The organism is Mesorhizobium sp. M0698 (assembly GCF_040320455.1).
Classification (GTDB): domain Bacteria; phylum Pseudomonadota; class Alphaproteobacteria; order Rhizobiales; family Rhizobiaceae; genus Mesorhizobium.
In genome coordinates, this window is sequence record NZ_JAMYPQ010000001.1 from 221,794 (window position 1) to 238,689 (window position 16,896).

At 63.1% G+C, this 16,896-nt stretch carries 17 protein-coding genes; 11 read left to right on the forward strand and 6 right to left on the reverse strand.

The window, feature by feature from the left end:
- On the forward strand, nucleotides 1–972 hold the full coding sequence (locus tag NKI16_RS01170) for an ABC transporter substrate-binding protein (protein ID WP_023675876.1): 972 nt from the start codon (nucleotides 1–3) through the stop codon (nucleotides 970–972).
- Between the two features lie 153 nt (nucleotides 973–1,125).
- Complete coding sequence (locus NKI16_RS01175) at nucleotides 1,126–1,569, forward strand: CHRD domain-containing protein (protein ID WP_352578725.1); 444 nt, start codon at nucleotides 1,126–1,128, stop codon at nucleotides 1,567–1,569.
- 40 nt (nucleotides 1,570–1,609) lie between these two features.
- On the opposite strand, the gene NKI16_RS01180 is transcribed toward NKI16_RS01175, so the two are convergent.
- From NKI16_RS01180 to NKI16_RS01190, 3 genes are all read right to left on the reverse strand, one after another.
- A complete protein-coding gene (locus tag NKI16_RS01180) occupies nucleotides 1,610–3,259 on the reverse strand; it encodes a thiamine pyrophosphate-binding protein (protein ID WP_352784188.1) in 1,650 nt (549 codons plus the stop codon).
- A complete protein-coding gene (locus NKI16_RS01185) occupies nucleotides 3,256–4,431 on the reverse strand; it encodes a CaiB/BaiF CoA transferase family protein (RefSeq protein WP_023675879.1) in 1,176 nt (391 codons plus the stop codon). Before NKI16_RS01185 ends, NKI16_RS01180 begins: the two co-directional genes overlap by 4 nt.
- A gap of 78 nt (nucleotides 4,432–4,509) precedes the next feature.
- On the reverse strand, nucleotides 4,510–5,445 hold the full coding sequence (locus tag NKI16_RS01190) for an alpha/beta fold hydrolase (protein ID WP_023675880.1): 936 nt from the start codon (nucleotides 5,443–5,445) through the stop codon (nucleotides 4,510–4,512).
- A 266-nt stretch (nucleotides 5,446–5,711) separates the two neighbouring features.
- Between NKI16_RS01190 and NKI16_RS01195 the strand changes: the two genes are divergently transcribed.
- The 4 genes from NKI16_RS01195 to NKI16_RS01210 all read left to right on the forward strand — a co-directional run bounded on the left by NKI16_RS01195 (nucleotide 5,712) and on the right by NKI16_RS01210 (nucleotide 8,765).
- The gene (locus NKI16_RS01195; protein ID WP_198023545.1) at nucleotides 5,712–6,497 is read left to right on the forward strand and encodes an alpha/beta fold hydrolase; all 786 of its coding nucleotides are present in this window, start codon (nucleotides 5,712–5,714) and stop codon (nucleotides 6,495–6,497) included.
- Entirely contained in the window at nucleotides 6,494–6,943 is a 450-nt protein-coding gene (locus NKI16_RS01200) for a MarR family winged helix-turn-helix transcriptional regulator (RefSeq protein ID WP_023675882.1), read from the forward strand. Before NKI16_RS01195 ends, NKI16_RS01200 begins: the two co-directional genes overlap by 4 nt.
- A 120-nt stretch (nucleotides 6,944–7,063) precedes the next feature.
- A complete protein-coding gene (locus NKI16_RS01205) occupies nucleotides 7,064–8,077 on the forward strand; it encodes a ribonuclease T2 family protein (RefSeq protein ID WP_352621201.1) in 1,014 nt (337 codons plus the stop codon).
- A 73-nt stretch (nucleotides 8,078–8,150) separates the two neighbouring features.
- Complete coding sequence (locus NKI16_RS01210) at nucleotides 8,151–8,765, forward strand: hypothetical protein (RefSeq protein ID WP_156937311.1); 615 nt, start codon at nucleotides 8,151–8,153, stop codon at nucleotides 8,763–8,765.
- Nucleotides 8,766–8,792: 27 nt separating this feature from the next.
- Here NKI16_RS01210 and NKI16_RS01215 read toward each other — a convergent pair whose 3' ends face one another.
- On the reverse strand, nucleotides 8,793–10,088 hold the full coding sequence (locus NKI16_RS01215; protein ID WP_352571800.1) for a GGDEF domain-containing protein: 1,296 nt from the start codon (nucleotides 10,086–10,088) through the stop codon (nucleotides 8,793–8,795).
- Between the two features lie 241 nt (nucleotides 10,089–10,329).
- On the opposite strand from NKI16_RS01215, the gene ettA reads away from it, so the two are divergent.
- From ettA to NKI16_RS01240, 5 genes are all read left to right on the forward strand, one after another.
- Complete coding sequence (gene ettA / locus NKI16_RS01220; RefSeq protein WP_352453385.1) at nucleotides 10,330–11,979, forward strand: energy-dependent translational throttle protein EttA; 1,650 nt, start codon at nucleotides 10,330–10,332, stop codon at nucleotides 11,977–11,979.
- Between the two features lie 45 nt (nucleotides 11,980–12,024).
- Nucleotides 12,025–12,795 carry a trans-aconitate 2-methyltransferase gene (gene tam, locus NKI16_RS01225; protein WP_023675886.1) on the forward strand — a complete coding sequence of 257 codons (771 nt, stop codon included), beginning with the start codon at nucleotides 12,025–12,027 and terminating at the stop codon, nucleotides 12,793–12,795.
- Between the two features lie 114 nt (nucleotides 12,796–12,909).
- Nucleotides 12,910–13,245 carry a hypothetical protein gene (locus NKI16_RS01230; RefSeq protein ID WP_023675887.1) on the forward strand — a complete coding sequence of 112 codons (336 nt, stop codon included), beginning with the start codon at nucleotides 12,910–12,912 and terminating at the stop codon, nucleotides 13,243–13,245.
- 121 nt (nucleotides 13,246–13,366) lie between these two features.
- On the forward strand, nucleotides 13,367–14,488 hold the full coding sequence (locus NKI16_RS01235; RefSeq protein WP_023675888.1) for a beta-ketoacyl-ACP synthase III: 1,122 nt from the start codon (nucleotides 13,367–13,369) through the stop codon (nucleotides 14,486–14,488).
- A gap of 199 nt (nucleotides 14,489–14,687) precedes the next feature.
- Nucleotides 14,688–15,305, forward strand: a complete 618-nt coding sequence (locus tag NKI16_RS01240) for an MOSC domain-containing protein (RefSeq protein WP_023675889.1) — start codon at nucleotides 14,688–14,690, stop codon at nucleotides 15,303–15,305.
- A gap of 638 nt (nucleotides 15,306–15,943) precedes the next feature.
- On the opposite strand, the gene NKI16_RS01245 is transcribed toward NKI16_RS01240, so the two are convergent.
- Together NKI16_RS01245 and tsaA are read right to left on the reverse strand one after the other, a co-directional pair.
- Nucleotides 15,944–16,255 (reverse strand): DUF2293 domain-containing protein, encoded by a 312-nt coding sequence (locus NKI16_RS01245; protein WP_023676798.1) that lies wholly within the window; start codon nucleotides 16,253–16,255, stop codon nucleotides 15,944–15,946.
- Nucleotides 16,252–16,794 (reverse strand): tRNA (N6-threonylcarbamoyladenosine(37)-N6)-methyltransferase TrmO, encoded by a 543-nt coding sequence (gene tsaA / locus NKI16_RS01250; protein WP_051406133.1) that lies wholly within the window; start codon nucleotides 16,792–16,794, stop codon nucleotides 16,252–16,254. Before tsaA ends, NKI16_RS01245 begins: the two co-directional genes overlap by 4 nt.
- Between the last annotated feature and the right edge of the window lie 102 nt (nucleotides 16,795–16,896).

Consider the following 16,896-nt stretch of genomic DNA (forward strand, 5'->3'; position numbering starts at 1 on the left):
ATGAAAAGACTTGTTGTTTCGATGCTGGCCGGCGCGATGTCGCTTGCCGCGTTCCAGGCGATGGCCGCGGACAAGGTGACGCTGCAGCTGAAATGGGTCACCCAGGCACAGTTCGCCGGCTATTATGTCGCCAAGGCCAAGGGCTTCTATGACGCCGAGGGCCTCGACGTCGACATCAAGCCCGGCGGACCGGACATTGCACCGGAGCAGGTTATTGCCGGCGGCGGCGCCGACGTCATCGTCGACTGGATGGGCGGTGCGCTGGCTGCGCGCGAGAAGGGCGTGCCGCTGGTCAACATCGCCCAGCCGTTCAAGAAGGCCGGCATGGAGCTGGTCTGCCCGAAGGACGGTCCGATCAAGACGGAAGCCGACTTCAAGGGCCACACGCTCGGCGTCTGGTTCTTCGGCAACGAGTATCCGTTCTATGCCTGGATGAACAAGCTTGGCCTCAAGACCGATGGCGGGCCGGACGGCGTCACCGTGCTCAAGCAGAGCTTTGACGTGCAGCCGCTGATCCAGAAGCAGGCGGATTGCATTTCGGTCATGACCTATAACGAGTACTGGCAGCTCATCGACGCCGGCTACAAGCCGGAAGAGCTGACCGTCTTCAACTATTCCGCCATGGGCAACGATCTGCTCGAAGACGGGCTCTATGCCCTGGAGGACAAGCTCAAGGATCCGGCCTTCGAGGACAAGATGGTGCGTTTCGTGCGCGCTTCGATGAAGGGTTGGAAATACGCCGTCGACAATTCCGACGAAGCGGCCGGCATCGTCATGGACAATGGCGGCCAGGACGAGAATCACCAGAAGCGCATGATGGGCGAAGTCGCCAAGCTGATCGACAATGCCGATGGCAAGCTCGATCCGGCGACCTACGAGCGCACCGCCAAGGCGCTGCTCGACCAGAAGATCATCAGCAAGGAGCCTACCGGCGCCTACACGACGGCGATCACCGACAAGGCCATCAAATAGGGACTATCAGGCAAGCTCTGTTGGAAGACGAAAAGGGGCGGGCGACCGCCCCTTTTTAGTGGGATGTAAAATGAACGTTACCGGCGGAAACATCCGCTCGCAAAATCGTTGTGCCGGTGCATCCGCCTCAAGGGTGTCACAACGGAGGTTTCCATGCGCATCCAGTCCTTCACGCCGATGCTTTCGGCGCTGGCCATTTCTGCAGCCATCTTCTCTGCTTCACCGGCCTTGGCCGAAACCATAAAGATGGCGGCGACGCTCGATGGTGCTCAGCAGAACCCGCCCGTCACAACGAAGGGCAAGGGCACCGCCACGCTCAGGTTCAACACCGCCACCAAGAAACTCAGCTGGACCGTGAGATATTCCGGCCTCAGCGGGCCGGCGAAGGCCGCACACATTCACGGCCCGGCGGCAAAGGGTCAAAACGCCGATCCAGTGGTGCCGTTCGAAGGCAAGCTGAAGAGCCCGATCAAGGGTTCGGCGACATTGACTGATGCCCAGGCCACCGATCTTGAGGCTGGCAAATATTACGTCAACATCCACACCGCGGCCCACGCGGACGGCGAGATCCGCGGCCAGATCGAGAAGGCCAAATAGGCAGATCACGACGACAAAACAGGGCAATCATCCTGTTTTGTCAGGCCTTGTCGCGAATCTGGGTCATCGTGCGGGTCGGCGTGATGGCTTCAGGGTCGAGCCTGATCTCTACGATCGACGGCTTGCCGCTGGCCCGCGCTCGCTCGAAGGCCGCGGCGAAGTCGGCGGTCTTTTCCACCGTCTCGCCATGGCCGCCATAGGCACGGGCCAAAGCAGCAAAGTCGGGATTCTTCAAGTCCGTGGCGACGACACGGCCGGGATATTCGCGCTCCTGATGCATGCGGATGGTGCCGTAGATGCCATTGTTGACGACGATGACGATGATCGGCAGCCCGTATTGCACGGCGGTGGCGAATTCCTGGCCGTTCATCAGGAAACAGCCGTCGCCGGCGAAGGCGATCACGTCGCGGTCTGGGAAAAGCTGCTTGGCGGCGACCGCCGCCGGCGTGCCGTAGCCCATCGAGCCGGATGTAGGTGCTGCCTGCGTGCCGAAACGCCGGAAGCGATGGTAGCGATGCACCCAGGTGGCGTAGTTGCCGGCGCCGTTGGCGAGGATGGCGTCGTCCGGCAGAATCGTTTCGAGATAATTCATGATCGGCCCCATCTGGACGGCGCCGGGGCCGCTCTCCGGAGGCGTCGACCAGTCGAGATAGGCGGCGTGCAGCTTCGCTGCCTCAGCCGCCCACACCGGCGTTGCGGCCGGCTTGCGTCTGGCAAAGGCTTCGACGAAAGCGGCAGGCGAGGCATTGATCGCCAGCGCCGGCCGGTAGACGCGGCCGAGTTCGCCGGCGTCGGCATGGATATGGACCAGCGTCTGGTCGGGGTAGGGACTCTTCAGCAGCGTGTAGTCGGATGACGGCATCTCGCCCATGCGGCCGCCGATCAGCAGCACAAGGTCGGCCTGCTTGATGGCGGTTGCTACCTTGGGATTGATGCCGATGCCGACATCGCCGGCATAGTTCGGGTGGAGATGGTCGAACAGCATCTGGCGGCGGAAGGAGCAGCCGACCGGCAGCGACCAGGCTTCGGCTATCGTCCGCATCCGTGCAACGGCCTCCGCGTCCCAGCGCGTACCGCCGAGGATGACGAAGGGCCGCTTTGCCTTGTTGAGCAACACTTCCAGTGCGTCGAGCTCGACTTCGCCAGGCCGCGTCTCGACAGGGGTATAATGCCGGGCGTCCGGTGCCTCGGCGAGGCTGGTCAGCATGTCCTCGGGCAGCGAGATGACGACCGGGCCCGGGCGACCGGACGTCGCCACCGCAAAGGCGCGTGTGACGAATTCGGGTATGCGTGCGGCGTCGTCGATCTCGACCACCCATTTGGCGATATCGCCGAAGAACCTGACGTAGTCGACCTCCTGGAAGGCCTCGCGCCCCTTGGCGTGGCTGGCGACCTGGCCGATGAACAGGATGAGGGGGACTGAATCCTGCATCGCGATGTGGATGCCGGCCGAGGCATTGGTGGCGCCTGGGCCGCGGGTGACAAAGCAGATGCCGGGCCTGCCGGTCAGGCGGCCGTGGCAGTCGGCCATCATTGCGGCACCGCCCTCCTGGCGGCAGACGATTGTGCGGATCGGTGAATCATGCAGCGCGTCGAGCACCGCCAGATAGGATTCGCCAGGTACGCAATAGATACGGTCCGTTCCGTTGGCTTCGAGCGCATCGACGATGAGTTGTCCGCCGGTCTTCATTTTCCTGACCTCTCCAGTTCGGCAAGGATTTCTTGGGTGTGTTCGCCGAGACGCGGCGACGGGCGCTCATAGACCAGCGGCGTGCCGGACATGACCATCGGCGCCCGCACCGAGGGCAAGAGATTGCCATGGCCGTCATCGAGGTCGAGCCGCATGCCGCGCGCTATGGTCTGCGGGTCGGCAAACATCTGGCCGATGTTGTTGATCGGGCTGGCCGGCACTCCGGCAGTCTCAAGTCTGGCCAGCAACGGGTCGCGATCGAAGGCTTTCAGCGCCTCGATCATATGCTCGCGCAGCTTCGCCCGGTTGGCGACGCGGGCGGGATTGGTGGCGAAGTCAGGGTTCGACGCCAGCTCATCGAGGCCGACGGCAGCGCAGAACTTTGCGAACTGGCCGTCATTGCCGACCGCCAGGATGATGTGGCCATTTTTCACCGGCACCACTTCGTAGGGCGCGATGTTCATATGCGCATTGCCCATCTGCACCGGCGACTGTCCGGAGACGAGATAGTTGAGGTTCTGGTTGCCGAGCGTCGAGATCTGGGTGTCGTAGAGCGCCATGTCGATATGCTGGCCTTCGCCGGTCTTCTCGGCATGGCGAAGCGCCGCCTGGATGGCGATGACCGAATAAAGCCCGGTGAAAACATCTGAAATAGCGACGCCCGCCTTTTGCGGTTCGCGGCCGGCTTCGCCGGTGATCGACATCATGCCGGCCATGCCCTGGATGATGAAATCATAGCCGGCACGCGGCGCATACGGTCCCGACTGGCCAAAACCGGTGATCGAGCAATAGATCAGCCGCGAGTTGATTTTCCTCAGGCTGTCATAGTCGAGGCCGTATTTCTTCAGTCCGCCGACTTTGAAGTTTTCGATCAGCACATCCGATGTCGCGACCAGCCGGCGCACCGTCTCGGCACCCTCGTGCGTCGAGAAGTCGATGGCGATGGAGCGCTTGCCGCGGTTGCAGGAATGGTAATAAGCGGCCGAAAGGTTCTCGCCGTCATGGCCGATGACGAAGGGCGGTCCCCATTTGCGGGTGTCGTCGCCGCCGTCCGGGCTCTCGACCTTGATCACGTCGGCGCCGAGGTCGGCAAGCAGCTGTCCGGCCCATGGCCCGGCGAGGATGCGTGCGAGTTCGATGACGCGGATGCCTTTGAGCGGAGGCTCAGTCATGGATCACCGTGGTTGATCGAAAGCGCAGCCTCTATCAATCCCGCGCGCCGCTGTCACGGCCCTTGCAATGGGCCAGTATCACTGTGCCCTCAGCACGCGGTCGGCCCAGGCGGCAAAATCCTCCATGATGATGTCTCGGTTGATCTCGTTCAGGCTTTCGTGGCGGGTTTTGGCGTAAACCTTTGAAACGAGATTCGAAAAACCCATCATGTGCATCCGGCCGGCAAGATGGCTGACCGCCTTGCCGCCGTCCGAGGCCGGATCTTGCTCGCCTCCGACCAGATTGACGAACAGGTCGCGCCGCACGCCGGAAAAATTGCGGTCGCTGCCGCAATGCAGCGTCATCATGACGATGTCCTGCCACATCGACACCGATGCGTCCCAGCCGCAAAGCGGGTCGGCGATGTATTTCTCGACTTCAACGGCATCGCGCGACAGCCAGTCGAACGGCGTCCGGTGATTGGGCACCGCCTTGCCCCAGGCCCGGAACGTCAGCCGGGGCAGCAGGCGCGACGGCACGTCTGAGCCAAGCCGGAACTTTTCCCAACCAAGCATGGCCAGCGCGATTTGGCCGAGCAGTCCGGCCGAGAAATTGCCGTTCCAGATCGCGGCGGCATGGATGCGCGCCGAGTGGCGGAGGACAAAGTTCAGCGCGACCGACGCGCCCAAGGAGTGACCGAAGACGATGACCGGCAGGCCCGGCTGTTCCCTGGCGATGAGATCATGGACGGCGGCGACATCGGCGATGACCTTGGCACCGCCATCCACATCGGCGAACCTGCCAGGTGGCGCGTCGGGCGCCTTGGTGGCGCCGTGGCCACGGTGGTCGTGCGCGTAGACCTGGTAGCCGCGCTCGCCAAGGAAATCGGCGAAACGGGCATAGCGCGCCGCGTGCTCGGCCAACCCGTGATTGACCTGGACAATGGCGCGCGGTTGGCCGATGGCGTGTTTCACATAAAGGTTGAGCTCGGCGCCGGTCGGCGATGCCAGCATCCTCTGCTTGTCAAATGGCATGTCTCGCTCCCGTCGGCGACTGTTGGGCGACGCAGCGATCGACGTCAAGGGACGTAGGTACCCATTCGACGGTAGTTGACAGCATGCTGTCAATGTGATTACATGACAGCATACTGTCAAATGGTCAGCGGCAGATTGGGGGTATGACTATGAAAACCACCGGGGCCATTTCGCGGCGTGCAATCTTGCTGGCGGGCTTCGCCTTCACGACGACCACCCTGTTGTCAGGGATTGCTGCGTTCAGTCAGGAAACCAGGGAGATGACCATGATGACGTCCACTGTTCCAGGCCCGCAAGGCCAGCTTGCCACTTATAGGATCAACGCCGGCAATGGCCTGCCGATCATGTTCCTGCATGGAGATTGCAGCCGCGCTTCCCACTGGGACCGGGTGATGCAGCTCTCCGTCGAAGGCCGCGAGGCGGTAGCCTTCGATTTTCGCGGTCATGGCGCCTCCGCGCCGGCGCAGGACGGTGACTATGGTTATGACGGTCGTGCAATGGATGTCGGTGCCGTGGCCGACGCGTTTGGCCTGAAGCGGTTTCTCATTGTCGCGCACAGCGGCGGCGGTGGCGTGGCGCTCGCTTATGCCGCCAGCCATGCCGACCGGGTCGCCGGTGTCTTGCTCGTCGACCCGGCGACCGATCCTCGTGCGCTGCCGCAGGCGATTCGTGACGGCTTTGTCCGCGATCTGGCCGGTCCGCAAGGCCGTGATGTCCTGAACGCCTATTACACGTCGATTGCCGGCCCTAACGCGGCTGTTCGCCAGCGTGTTCTGGCCGATGCGGCAGTGGTCGATCCGGCGGCGAGGGCAAGTGTCGGCAAGGCACTGGCCGAATGGAACCCGGAGCCGGCACTCGATGCGTATCGCGGGCCTATGTTCGTATTGGCTACCGAGGCCAGTGACACTCCAGCCGCGCTCTACCGGCTGCGCACGGACATTCCGCGCCAGATCGTGGCGGGCAGCGGCCATTGGGTGATGCTTGACAAGCCCGAGGTCGTAGCCGAAGCCGTTAATAATTTCGTCGCGACCATCGAGGCCGGCCAGAAATGACGACCAGGACCGAAGCGGCAAATGTGCTCACCGAACTGGTGCTTGCCGTGTTCAGGATGAACGGCAGTTTTCTGGATGCGGCCGACCGGCTGGCCGCTCCAACCGGGCTGACGGCAGCGCGCTGGCAGGTTTTGGGTGCAGTTTTGAAGGAGCCGAAATCTGTGGCCGACATCGCCCGCGACATGGGTCTCGCCCGTCAGAGTGTACAGCGGCTGGCCGACATACTGGCTGCGGAGGGGCTTGCCGCCTACGCCGACAACCCGGCGCATCGCCGCGCCAAGCTGTTGTCGATAACCGATGCCGGCCGGGCAGCGGTCAAGAATATCGGCACACGCCAGCATGTTTGGGCGAACCGCGTTTCGGAGGGTATGGACGCCGACGCGCTGAAAGCCTCGCTTGATCTGCTGCGCACCCTGACGGAACGGGTGGAGGCGGGCGGATCCTGATCGACCGCGCGGGAGCCGTCTCAATGCGCTGGCGATTGTTTTTACGGCCGGCGAAAGAAATCGTAATTCTGACATGTCGCAAGTTTCTAGCTTGCGGCGTGAATCACGAGGAGTGCCGGAATGCGGATTTGGGCGATATGGGGGGCGGTGTTTGTTGCGTTTGCTGGCGCAAGCGCGGCGCGGGCCGATGTGAAGATGACCGGCTCTTTCGTCGCCGATGCCGCCTGTCCGGCAACGCAGGCGATCAAGAGCGGCAAGAATCCCGGCAATGTCTCGACCGCGGCTGGTCAGAGTTATGATCTGCTGGCCGGCAACAAGGACGCGCCCACGCACTATCTCATTCGCGTGCCGGGCGCCGATCCGGAGCGCCGCTGGGTTAAGATCAGCTGCGGTCGTGTTTCGGGCGGCAGCGCGTCGACGATGCCGGCTGCACCGGCGCCTGCCGAGCCGAACAAGCCATCGGCGTCCGGAAAGCCGGAATATGTCTTCGCGCTGAGCTGGCAGCCGGCTTTCTGCGAGACCAAATCCAGCAAGGCCGAATGCCGTGCGCAGACCGCCGCCGGTTTCGAGGCGACCCACTTCACCTTGCATGGGTTGTGGCCGCAGCCGAACGGAAATTTCTATTGCCAGGTCGCCGCAAGCGACAAGGCGAACGACGATCCGGCGCACTGGCGAGACTTGCCGCCGGTCACCCTTGACCCGAAAACGCGAGCGGAACTCGACCAGGTGATGCCGGGCACCGCATCCGCCCTCGAAAGGCATGAATGGATCAAGCACGGCACCTGCTACGGCAAGAGCCAGCAGGAGTATTTCGCCGTCGCTTTGAACCTGATGCGCGCGATGAATGCGTCGCCGGTGCGCGATCTCTTCATCAAGAACATCGGCAAGCAACTGACATCCGATCAGATCCGCAGCACCTTCGACAGTGCCTTCGGCAAAGGCGCGGGCGACCGGGTCCGCGTGTCCTGCGTGGTCGATCCTTCGAACGGCAGGCGGCTGATCGGCGAACTGACGCTCGGCCTGACCGGCCCGATCGCTTCGAACGCTTCGCTCGGTGCCCTGCTGCTTGCCTCGGCGCCGACAGCCAAGGCTGGCTGCCCGAAGGGCGCGGTCGATGCTGTCGGGTTCCAGTAAACAGGCCGTACGCGACTGTCGCTTTGCACCGGGGATGGTATGATCCCGGGGGCATCATTCATAGGGGGTGGCGATGAGTGGTATGACGGGCGGCGCGCTGGCGCGGCTGGCGTTCTGGGCCAAGGGCATGACGGCGATCCGCGACGGCCATATGGAGTGGCCGGGCTTTTCCTACACCGAAGTGGAGTGGGCGCGCATGACCACGCTCGCCAAACCCGTCGGCGGCGGCACCTACCAATTGTTCACGCTGGTCAACGCGGCGATCTTCATCGCCATTGCCGCGCTCGGGATATTCTGTGTCTTCCTGCCGCTGGCGGCGCTGCTGTTCCCGGTACCGGCCGAAACCAGTGCGATCAAGTTTTCGCTGCTCCTGGCGGCATGCGCCTTCCTGATCATCGGCATCGGCCTGCCGATTTCGCTGCGTCTTTCGACCACGCTGGTGGCGCCGAAGGCAATGCGGGCCGCGCTTGTCGCCGTGCCCGGCGACCAGGCGCTTGCGGCAAAAGTGTCATGGCAGATCAACCGGATCACGCTCGTGCTCTGCGGCCTGCTGGTACCGGGCATTCTTCTGTTCATTGCCTACGACATCGAAGCCGGCCCGATTATTACCGCGTTGAAATGGCTGGCGATCGCGCTGATGGCGGTTTCGGTTGCGATCGGCGGATGGCAGCGGCGCAAACAATCCTGATTGAGCCAATCGCAGGCCTGGGCAGCGTTACGCGCCGGCGCTGCGCTCCGGCCTGGTCCATGTGTTGCGGGCGTCTGCTTCGTTGCCGCCCGGTTCGCCGACAACGCGATCGCGTCCCGTGGATTTGGCCTTGTAGAGACGCTGGTCGGCCAGCGCAAAGAGATCGGCAAGGCAACGGGTCGTCTCGCTGACCGTCGAGATGCCGGCGCTGACGGTAATGTCGAACCGGCTGGTGCTCGCGGACGTCTTGACCGCTTGCCTGACGGTTTCGCCCAGCAGTCTGGCGAGCGGCTGCGGACGCCAGCCGAGGATGGCGAATTCCTCACCGCCGATCCTGAACAATTGATCTTCGGTCCCGACAAGTTCGCCAAGCAAAATTGCCAGGGCTTTCAGCACCTTGTCTCCCTCGGCGTGGCCGAAGCGGTCGTTGATCGATTTGAAGTGGTCGACATCGATGATCAGCAGGCTGAGCGCCCTGGCGGTCCGCAGGCTGGCGGCGACGGCGGCCTCGCCATCGCTGTCGAAGCGCCCCCTGTGCAGGAGGCCGGTGAGGCCGTCGCGACCGACATGCTCGACCAGCGCCTCATAGCGCTCGCGATAGGTCAGCGTGTCGAAAATGTCGGAAAGCCCGCGCGCCGCCGGCACCTGCCGCGCCTCGAACCACCTGATATAGCCGACCAGCATGGTGCTGTAGACCAGGGCCGCTGCCATCTTGGCGAACCAGCCGCCGAAGAACACCGCGACCGGCGCGCCGGTGACGAAATGCAGCGCCGTGAAAAAGCCTGCCTGGTCGAAGGTGAGCACGCAGGCGACGGAGACCAGGATGCGGGTGAAAAGCGCCTTGCGCAGATATTTGCCGAGCTTTTCATAGAGCAGAATGATCAGGATGGCGTCGACGAACAGCAGCGTCGTGCCCCACACCATCAGCCAGCCCATCTCGTCGATGAAGCCGATGTCGGGAAGCTTGCCGTCGGGCAGCGGTGCGATGTCGTGCAGGCGCAGGATCAGCACGAGCCCGATCATCAGGGCATTGCCGAGCAGCAGGCCATAAATCGGCTGCCGGACAGTTGCCGCGTCCTCCTTGATGTAGAGCAGGAGCAGCATGACCAGCTTGCCGGAAAACAGCACGGCCGAACCCGGCGATACCATGCCGAACGGCAGCGCGACGTAGAAGACGCTGGCGAGATAGGTTTCCAGGAAATGCATGACGCCAAGGGCGCAAACAAAGACGCCGAGGCCGATGCGGCCCCTGAACCGGAAAAGCGTGACCATGATGCCGAAATAGAGAACCGCTTCGGCAAAAAGCAGGAAACTGTTCAACACGGCCCGATCTCTCTCCCCGAAATCGCGGCTGCCAGCGATTTCCCATCCAACATTGTTTGACGCGGAATGGTTAACCGGAGCTTTCGCCTGGGCGCCGGCACGAAATGAAGCGGCTAAGCGTTTGTGGGTGCGACCAAATCCGCTTGGGGCCAAAACTGTTTGCCGTTCGCGGCCGCATCGCTTACATAGCCCCCAACTTCCATTCAATCCGACATCAGTCGACTTTTCAGGGAAAGCGCGCGTGGCACGCCAGTTCATCTATCACATGGCCGGCCTCAACAAGGCCTACGGCACCAAGAAGGTGCTCGAGAACATTCATCTGTCCTTCTATCCGGACGCCAAGATCGGCATCCTCGGTCCCAACGGCGCCGGCAAGTCGACGATCCTCAAGATCATGGCCGGCATCGACAAGGAGTGGAGCGGCGAGGCCTGGCTGGCCGAGGGTGCTACCGTCGGTTACCTGGCGCAGGAGCCGGCGCTCGATCCGAACAAGAACGTGTTCGAAAACGTCATGGAAGGCGTCGCCGCCAAGACCGCCATCATCGAGCGCTACAACGAATTGATGATGAACTATTCCGACGAGACGGCGGACGAGTCGGCCAAGCTGCAGGACGAGATGGACCGGCTCAACCTCTGGGATCTCGAACAGCAGGTCGAGATGGCGATGGAGGCACTCGGCTGCCCGCCCAAGGAGGCCGATGTCACCAAGCTGTCGGGCGGCGAACGCCGTCGCGTCGCGCTTTGCCAGCTTTTGCTGCGCCAGCCCGACCTTCTGCTGCTCGACGAGCCGACCAACCATCTCGACGCCGAGACGACGGCGTGGCTGGAAAAGCATCTGCGGGCCTATCCGGGCGCGGTGATGATCATCACCCACGATCGCTACTTCCTCGACAATGTCACCGGCTGGATCCTCGAGCTCGATCGCGGCCGCGGTATCCCGTACGAAGGCAACTACACCAAATATCTCGAAGCCAAGGCCAAGCGGCTCAAGCAGGAAGGCCGCGAGGACGATGCGCGCCAGCGGGCGATCGGCCGCGAGCGCGAGTGGATCCAGTCCAGCCCGAAAGCCCGGCAGACCAAGTCGAAAGCCCGTATCCAGGCGTTCCAGGATCTGCTGGATGCAGCCGACAAGCGGCGTCCGAGCGACACCCAGATCGTCATTCCGCATGGCGAGCGGCTCGGCAATGTGGTGATCGAGGTCGAGGGCTTGTCGAAGGGCTTTGGCGACACGCTTTTGATCGACGATCTCGAATTCAAGCTGCCGCCCGGCGGCATCGTCGGCGTCATCGGCCCGAACGGCGCCGGCAAGACGACGCTGTTCCGCATGATCACCGGCCAGGAAAAGCCCGATGCCGGCACCATCCGCGTCGGCGAGACGGTCAAGCTCGGTTATGTCGACCAGAGCCGCGACGCGCTCGACCCGACCAAGACGGTCTGGGAAGAGATCTCGGGCGGCGCCGAAGTGGTCAAGCTCGGCAAGTTCGAAGCCAACACCCGCGCCTATTGCGCGTCGTTCAATTTCCGCGGCGGCGACCAGCAGCAGAAGGTCGGCAACCTGTCCGGCGGCCAGCGCAACCGCGTGCATCTGGCCAAGATGCTGAAGACCGGCGGCAATGTGCTGCTGCTCGACGAACCGACCAACGATCTCGATACCGAAACGCTGGCCGCACTTGAAGACGCGCTCGAGAGCTTCGCCGGCTGCGCCGTCATCATCTCGCACGATCGCATGTTCCTCGATCGCCTGGCGACGCACATCCTCGCCTTCGAGGGCGACAGCCATGTCGAATGGTTCGAAGGCAATTTCGAGGATTACGAGCAGGACAAGATCCGCCGGCTTGGGCCTGAGGCGGTCAATCCGCACCGCATGACGTATAAGCGGCTGACGCGGTAAGACATTTACAGGGCGGCGAATTCTCAAATGATCTGAGGAACCAAGATGGCCGACTGGTCCGCCGCCCTCTACCTGAAATTCGAGGACGAGCGCACCCGCCCCGCGCGCGATCTCGTTGCGCAGGTGCCGGTGCCGGAACCGCGCCGGGTGGTCGACCTTGGCTGCGGGCCGGGCAATTCGACCGAATTGCTGGTCGAGCGCTGGCCGCGGGCACAGATCAGCGGCTTCGATACCTCCCTCGATATGGTCGAGAAGGCCAGGGCGCGCCTGCCCGGCGTCAGCTTTGCCTTGGCGGATGCGGCGGCGTGGCAGCCGAACGAACCGGTCGACGTGATCTTTGCCAATGCGGTGTTTCAGTGGCTGCCGGAGCACCCGGCGGTCTTCCAGCGGCTGATGGGATTTTTGGCGCCCGGCGGCGCGCTTGCCGTGCAGATGCCGGACAATATGGCTGAGCCTTCGCACCGGCTGATGCGGGAGACCGCGGCCGAGATGCCGTTTGCCGAAAAGCTCGAGCGCGCGGCCCGCGCGCCGCTGCCGCCGGTCGCGTTCTACTACGACCTTTTGTCGCCATTCTCGGATCGGCTCGATATCTGGCACACGATCTACAACCATCCGCTGGCCGATGCCGAGGCGATCGTCGAATGGGTGAAGTCGACGGGGCTGAAGCCGTTCCTCGATCCGCTCGACGAGAACGAGCGGCAGCTTTTCCTGAAGCGCTACACGGCCGGGATCAGCGAAGCCTATCCGAAAACGGCAAGCGGCAAGGTATTGCTGCGCTTTCCCCGTCTCTTCATCGTGGCGCGGCGTTCTGCTTAGAAGCTCTTAGCTACACCCAAAAACAGCCAGCAGCGGATGCTTGACCGGCTTTCGCCGTCATGCGCATCTCGCTGGGGCAGGGATAAGGCCCTTCATGGGCCATGGGGATGGATGATGACACTGAAAAAGATGGGTTTCGGCGGCAGCGTTTGTGCGGCCGCTGTGCTTGCCTTGTCTATATCGGCGGAGGCCAAGCGAGCGCGCTGCTTCACCAGCGACGACGGCTATTTCTCGTGCAGCTATCGGGCGCTGGACGATGCCGGCAGCTTTCGCATCTCGGCGCCGGGTTATCCGACCTACGTCCTGGAAATCGACGGACCGGGTTTTGCCTATGGCTATGTCAATCTCGGCCGCCGCAACGTGCCGCTGCCCGGGCAATTCGTGCGCAGCCGCGATGACGGTGCCTGCTGGAACAACCCGCAGACCAATACCAAGCTCTGCGCCTGGTAAAGACCCGTCCCAGGGACTTGATTTAAGCCGGCATAAACTGGCTAGGTGCAAAAGAGGTTGCGCCGAGCTTTTTGCGGCGTCGACATGAAGCCGCAACGCCTGCGCACGGGACGAACTGGAAATGCATCGCGTCATCATCAGCGGCATCGGCGTTGAAATCCCCGAAGCTTCGATCACCAATGAGGAACTCGTCGCCAGCTTCAACAGCTGGGTGGACATGGAGAACATCCGGCGCGAGGTGTCGGGCGAGCCGCTGGTACAGAAATCGGACAGTGCCTTCATCGTCCATGCCTCGGGCGTCCAGACCCGCCATGTCATCGAACGGGAAGGCATCCTCGACCCGACCCGCATGGCGCCGCGCTTCCCGGCGCGGCCCGACGATGCGCTGTCGCTGGAGGCCGAGTTCGGCATCGCTTCGGCCGGCAAGGCGCTCGATCATGCCGGGCTGAAGCCGGGGGATATCGACCTGGTGATCTGCTCGGCCTCGCACCATCAGCGGCCCTATCCGGCGATCGCCATCGAAATGCAGCAGGCGCTGGGGACGAAAGGCGCCGGCTTCGATATGGGGCTTGGCTGCTCTTCGGCAGCGGCGGCGTTGCACATCGCCGTCAATCTGGTGCGGGCAGGGGCGCACAAGCGCGTGCTGGTGACGACGCCGGAGATCATCACCGGGCATCTTAATTTTCGCGACCGGCAGACGCATTTCATCTTCGGCGACGCTTCCGTGTCGATGATCGTCGAAGGGCTTGCCCAGGGCGAGAAGCGGCCGGGGCGCTTCGAGGTGCTCGACACGCGCGCCTGGACGCAGATGTCGAACAGCATCCGCACCAATCTCGGTTACTTTACCCGCGCCACCCAGGACGATCCGTATATGATCGATCTGGAAGGCAATCTGATCAAGCAGATCGGCAACAAGGTGTTCAAGGAAGTCACCGTTGCCGGCCACAAATTCATCGTCGAATTCCTGGCCGAGCACGGGCTGACGCCGCAAGCGATCCGGCGCTTCTGGCTGCATCAGGCCAATGCGCGGATGAACGCCATGATCCTGAAACTGTCGTTCGGCCATGACGTCGACCACGACCGCGCGCCGATGGTGCTGGAGCGCCTCGGCAACACCGCCGCCGCCGGTGCCATCATCGCCCTGTCGGAGAACCATGCCGACATGAAGGCCGGCGACTACGGCCTGCTCTGCGCCTTCGGCGCCGGCTACTCGATCGGCGGCGCGCTATTGCGCATGCTTTAGATTTTGTTTTACGCATGTCGTTGTCCCAAAACCGCTGCACACTTTTGGGCGACATGCATTAGCTCGGCGCGAACGGCACCAGCATCGGAACGCGCCTGGCATAGTCGCATCAGCCGTCTTGATCGGAGCATCAGCGCTTTCGACTGGACCTGATGAGCTGACCGCGGCTAATTGCGCGTATCACGCGAGGCACGAACCCATGCTGGATCTTTTTCCCGAAGCCGAAACTCCGGTCGAGATCGTCCCGTCGCGAAAACTCGCCGCCAGGGTGGCAGCGCTTTACCTCGCACCGTTCGATCGTTTTGAGACACGAGCGGTGGATACGCTGCAACTCGGTTTCGACGGCATTGAAGGCGATTTCCATGCCGGCACGACGCGGCGCTCCGGCGGGCGGGAACCCTGGTATCCGCGCGGCACCGAGATGCGCAACGAGCGGCAATTGTCGATCGTGGCAGCGGACGAACTGGCAATCGTCGCCGAACGGATGGGCATCGCCGAGATCAAGCCGGAATGGATCGGCGCCAATCTCCTGATCGAAGGCCTGCCGCACCTCTCGATGCTGCCGACCGGCACGCAGCTGTTCTTCAAAGGCGGCGAGACCGTCAAGATCGACGCGCAGAACGGGCCTTGCCGGATCGCCGGCCGGTCGGTCGCCGAAAATGCCGGGATGCCCGACCATGAGGCCGGAGCGCTGCTGTTCCCGAAGGCGGCGAAGCGCTTGCGTGGGCTCGTCGCCTGGGTCGAGAAGCCCGGCACGATCGCGGCCGGCGAGGAGATTTCGGTACGCGTGCCGGAGCAGTGGATTTACCGGGCCTAGTTGTTTTCCAGGCAAGGCGGCATTGCCAGTCAAAGCCGCGTTCCTTCGTACCCCGCTATCCTGCAGGGCAGGGAGGCACTGTCCCTCGACCTCTGAGAACCTGGGTTCCTCGCCCACCGCGAAGCGGGGGAGAGGTGGCCGCGAAGCGGCCGGAGAGGGGCCTTCGTAGAGCGCGGTTCCCCCTCTCCGTCTCGGCTTCGCCGAGCCACCTCTCCCCCACTTTCGTGGGGGCGAGGAACCCAAGCTGGAATGAAGCCGCGATGCCAACCTGAAGCGATTTCCCTAAAACACAGCAAGTTTGTTCTTGCTTTGTGCCGGCAGCTATGCTACTAATTTCGGTATGGTGCCAATTGGCTCCAACGACCCGCCCACCGAGGCGGGTTTTTTATTTCAAGCTTTGAAGGTTCCGGTGTTGCCGACCTGATGTTGGCGGGACAGCGCCCTGGACAGCACCCCCTCTGGCCTGCCGGCCATCTCCCCCTCAAGGGGGGAGATTGGGTATCTTGTCTGCTTCCGCCAATCACCAACGTTGCAGGATTGGCGGCTAGGGCGAAGCTGCTGATCTCCCCCTGGAGGGGGAGATGGCCGGCAGGCCAGAGGGGGGCGCCGTAGAACTCGACGCGTGTGCCTGCCATTCTCTACGCCTCATCCTCATCGTCGAGCAGCCGGGTGGCGCGCCAGCGGGTCAGCACGATGTTGGTCTGTTCGATGACGAAGAAGCGCGCGGAATCGCGGTCATAGCCTTCGGCCAGCAGCTTTTCGTAGTCGGTGTGGGCGTGGCGAATATGCGCAATCGTCGCCAGCCATACGGCAATGCTCGGCGGCAAGCTCTTCATGTGCACGGCGCCGGCATCGGCACGGATATTTTCCATGTCGGCATAGGGCGCCAGCGGCAGGAGCGCTGTCAGCGCCTTGGCGATAGCGCGGCGGCGGCCGGTCGGCGCGCTCACTGCTCATCCCATCTGGGGGGCTCGCCCGATCTGGACGACTCGTCCCGCCCGGACATGGTCGCCTCGGCGAAGGCATCGGTCGAGGCGAAATAAGGCTTGATGTCGATGACCGGCGTGCCGTCGAGCACGTCGATGGCATCGAGATCGACGCGGCCGGTGTCGATGTCGACGCCAACCAGCCTGGCGACATGCAGCCCAATTGGGTTCGGCCGGGCAGGGGAGCGCAGCGAAAAGACGCCTTTCGGCTCCGTGGCATGGCGGGGTTTCTGGACAATCAGTTGCCGCGGTGCATGGTGCAGCCAGGACAGGACGATCACGTGGCTGGCGCGTTCCAGCCCAAGCAAGCCATCACGATAAGGCGGGTTGATGACCAAGTGCGCCGGCTGTCCCGTCTCCCGCGCGGCCTTCATGTTCTTGGGGCAAGTTTCCCGTGTCGTCCACGGCGAGGCGATGCGGCCGATGAAGACGACATGGCCATCCGGCGGCATCGTTGCCGGGTCGGTTTCCAGGAGCTTTTCGCCGCTGCGCGTCTCGAACATGGTTCTCGCCTCGATCATGCGTCCGTTTTTGCGCGATCCGCCACGCATGCGTCATTTTCTTGTCCGGAAGCGACATAGCGCTTGCAAGCCTATCCAAACCGA

Excerpts from the sequence above, each read along its gene's own strand:
- NKI16_RS01190 (WP_023675880.1), bottom strand. The coding sequence starts at position 5,445 with ATGCCATTTGACAAGCAGAGGATGCTGGCATCGCCGACCGGCGCCGAG.
- NKI16_RS01210 (WP_156937311.1), top strand. The coding sequence starts at position 8,151 with ATGAGTGGTATGACGGGCGGCGCGCTGGCGCGGCTGGCGTTCTGGGCC.
- NKI16_RS01180 (WP_352784188.1), bottom strand. The coding sequence starts at position 3,259 with ATGAAGACCGGCGGACAACTCATCGTCGATGCGCTCGAAGCCAACGGA.
- NKI16_RS01185 (WP_023675879.1), bottom strand. The coding sequence starts at position 4,431 with ATGACTGAGCCTCCGCTCAAAGGCATCCGCGTCATCGAACTCGCACGC.
- tam (WP_023675886.1), top strand. The coding sequence starts at position 12,025 with ATGGCCGACTGGTCCGCCGCCCTCTACCTGAAATTCGAGGACGAGCGC.
- NKI16_RS01230 (WP_023675887.1), top strand. The coding sequence starts at position 12,910 with ATGACACTGAAAAAGATGGGTTTCGGCGGCAGCGTTTGTGCGGCCGCT.
- tsaA (WP_051406133.1), bottom strand. The coding sequence starts at position 16,794 with ATGTTCGAGACGCGCAGCGGCGAAAAGCTCCTGGAAACCGACCCGGCA.
- NKI16_RS01175 (WP_352578725.1), top strand. The coding sequence starts at position 1,126 with ATGCGCATCCAGTCCTTCACGCCGATGCTTTCGGCGCTGGCCATTTCT.
- NKI16_RS01170 (WP_023675876.1), top strand. The coding sequence starts at position 1 with ATGAAAAGACTTGTTGTTTCGATGCTGGCCGGCGCGATGTCGCTTGCC.
- NKI16_RS01240 (WP_023675889.1), top strand. The coding sequence starts at position 14,688 with ATGCTGGATCTTTTTCCCGAAGCCGAAACTCCGGTCGAGATCGTCCCG.
- NKI16_RS01195 (WP_198023545.1), top strand. The coding sequence starts at position 5,712 with ATGATGACGTCCACTGTTCCAGGCCCGCAAGGCCAGCTTGCCACTTAT.
- NKI16_RS01235 (WP_023675888.1), top strand. The coding sequence starts at position 13,367 with ATGCATCGCGTCATCATCAGCGGCATCGGCGTTGAAATCCCCGAAGCT.
- NKI16_RS01205 (WP_352621201.1), top strand. The coding sequence starts at position 7,064 with ATGCGGATTTGGGCGATATGGGGGGCGGTGTTTGTTGCGTTTGCTGGC.
- NKI16_RS01200 (WP_023675882.1), top strand. The coding sequence starts at position 6,494 with ATGACGACCAGGACCGAAGCGGCAAATGTGCTCACCGAACTGGTGCTT.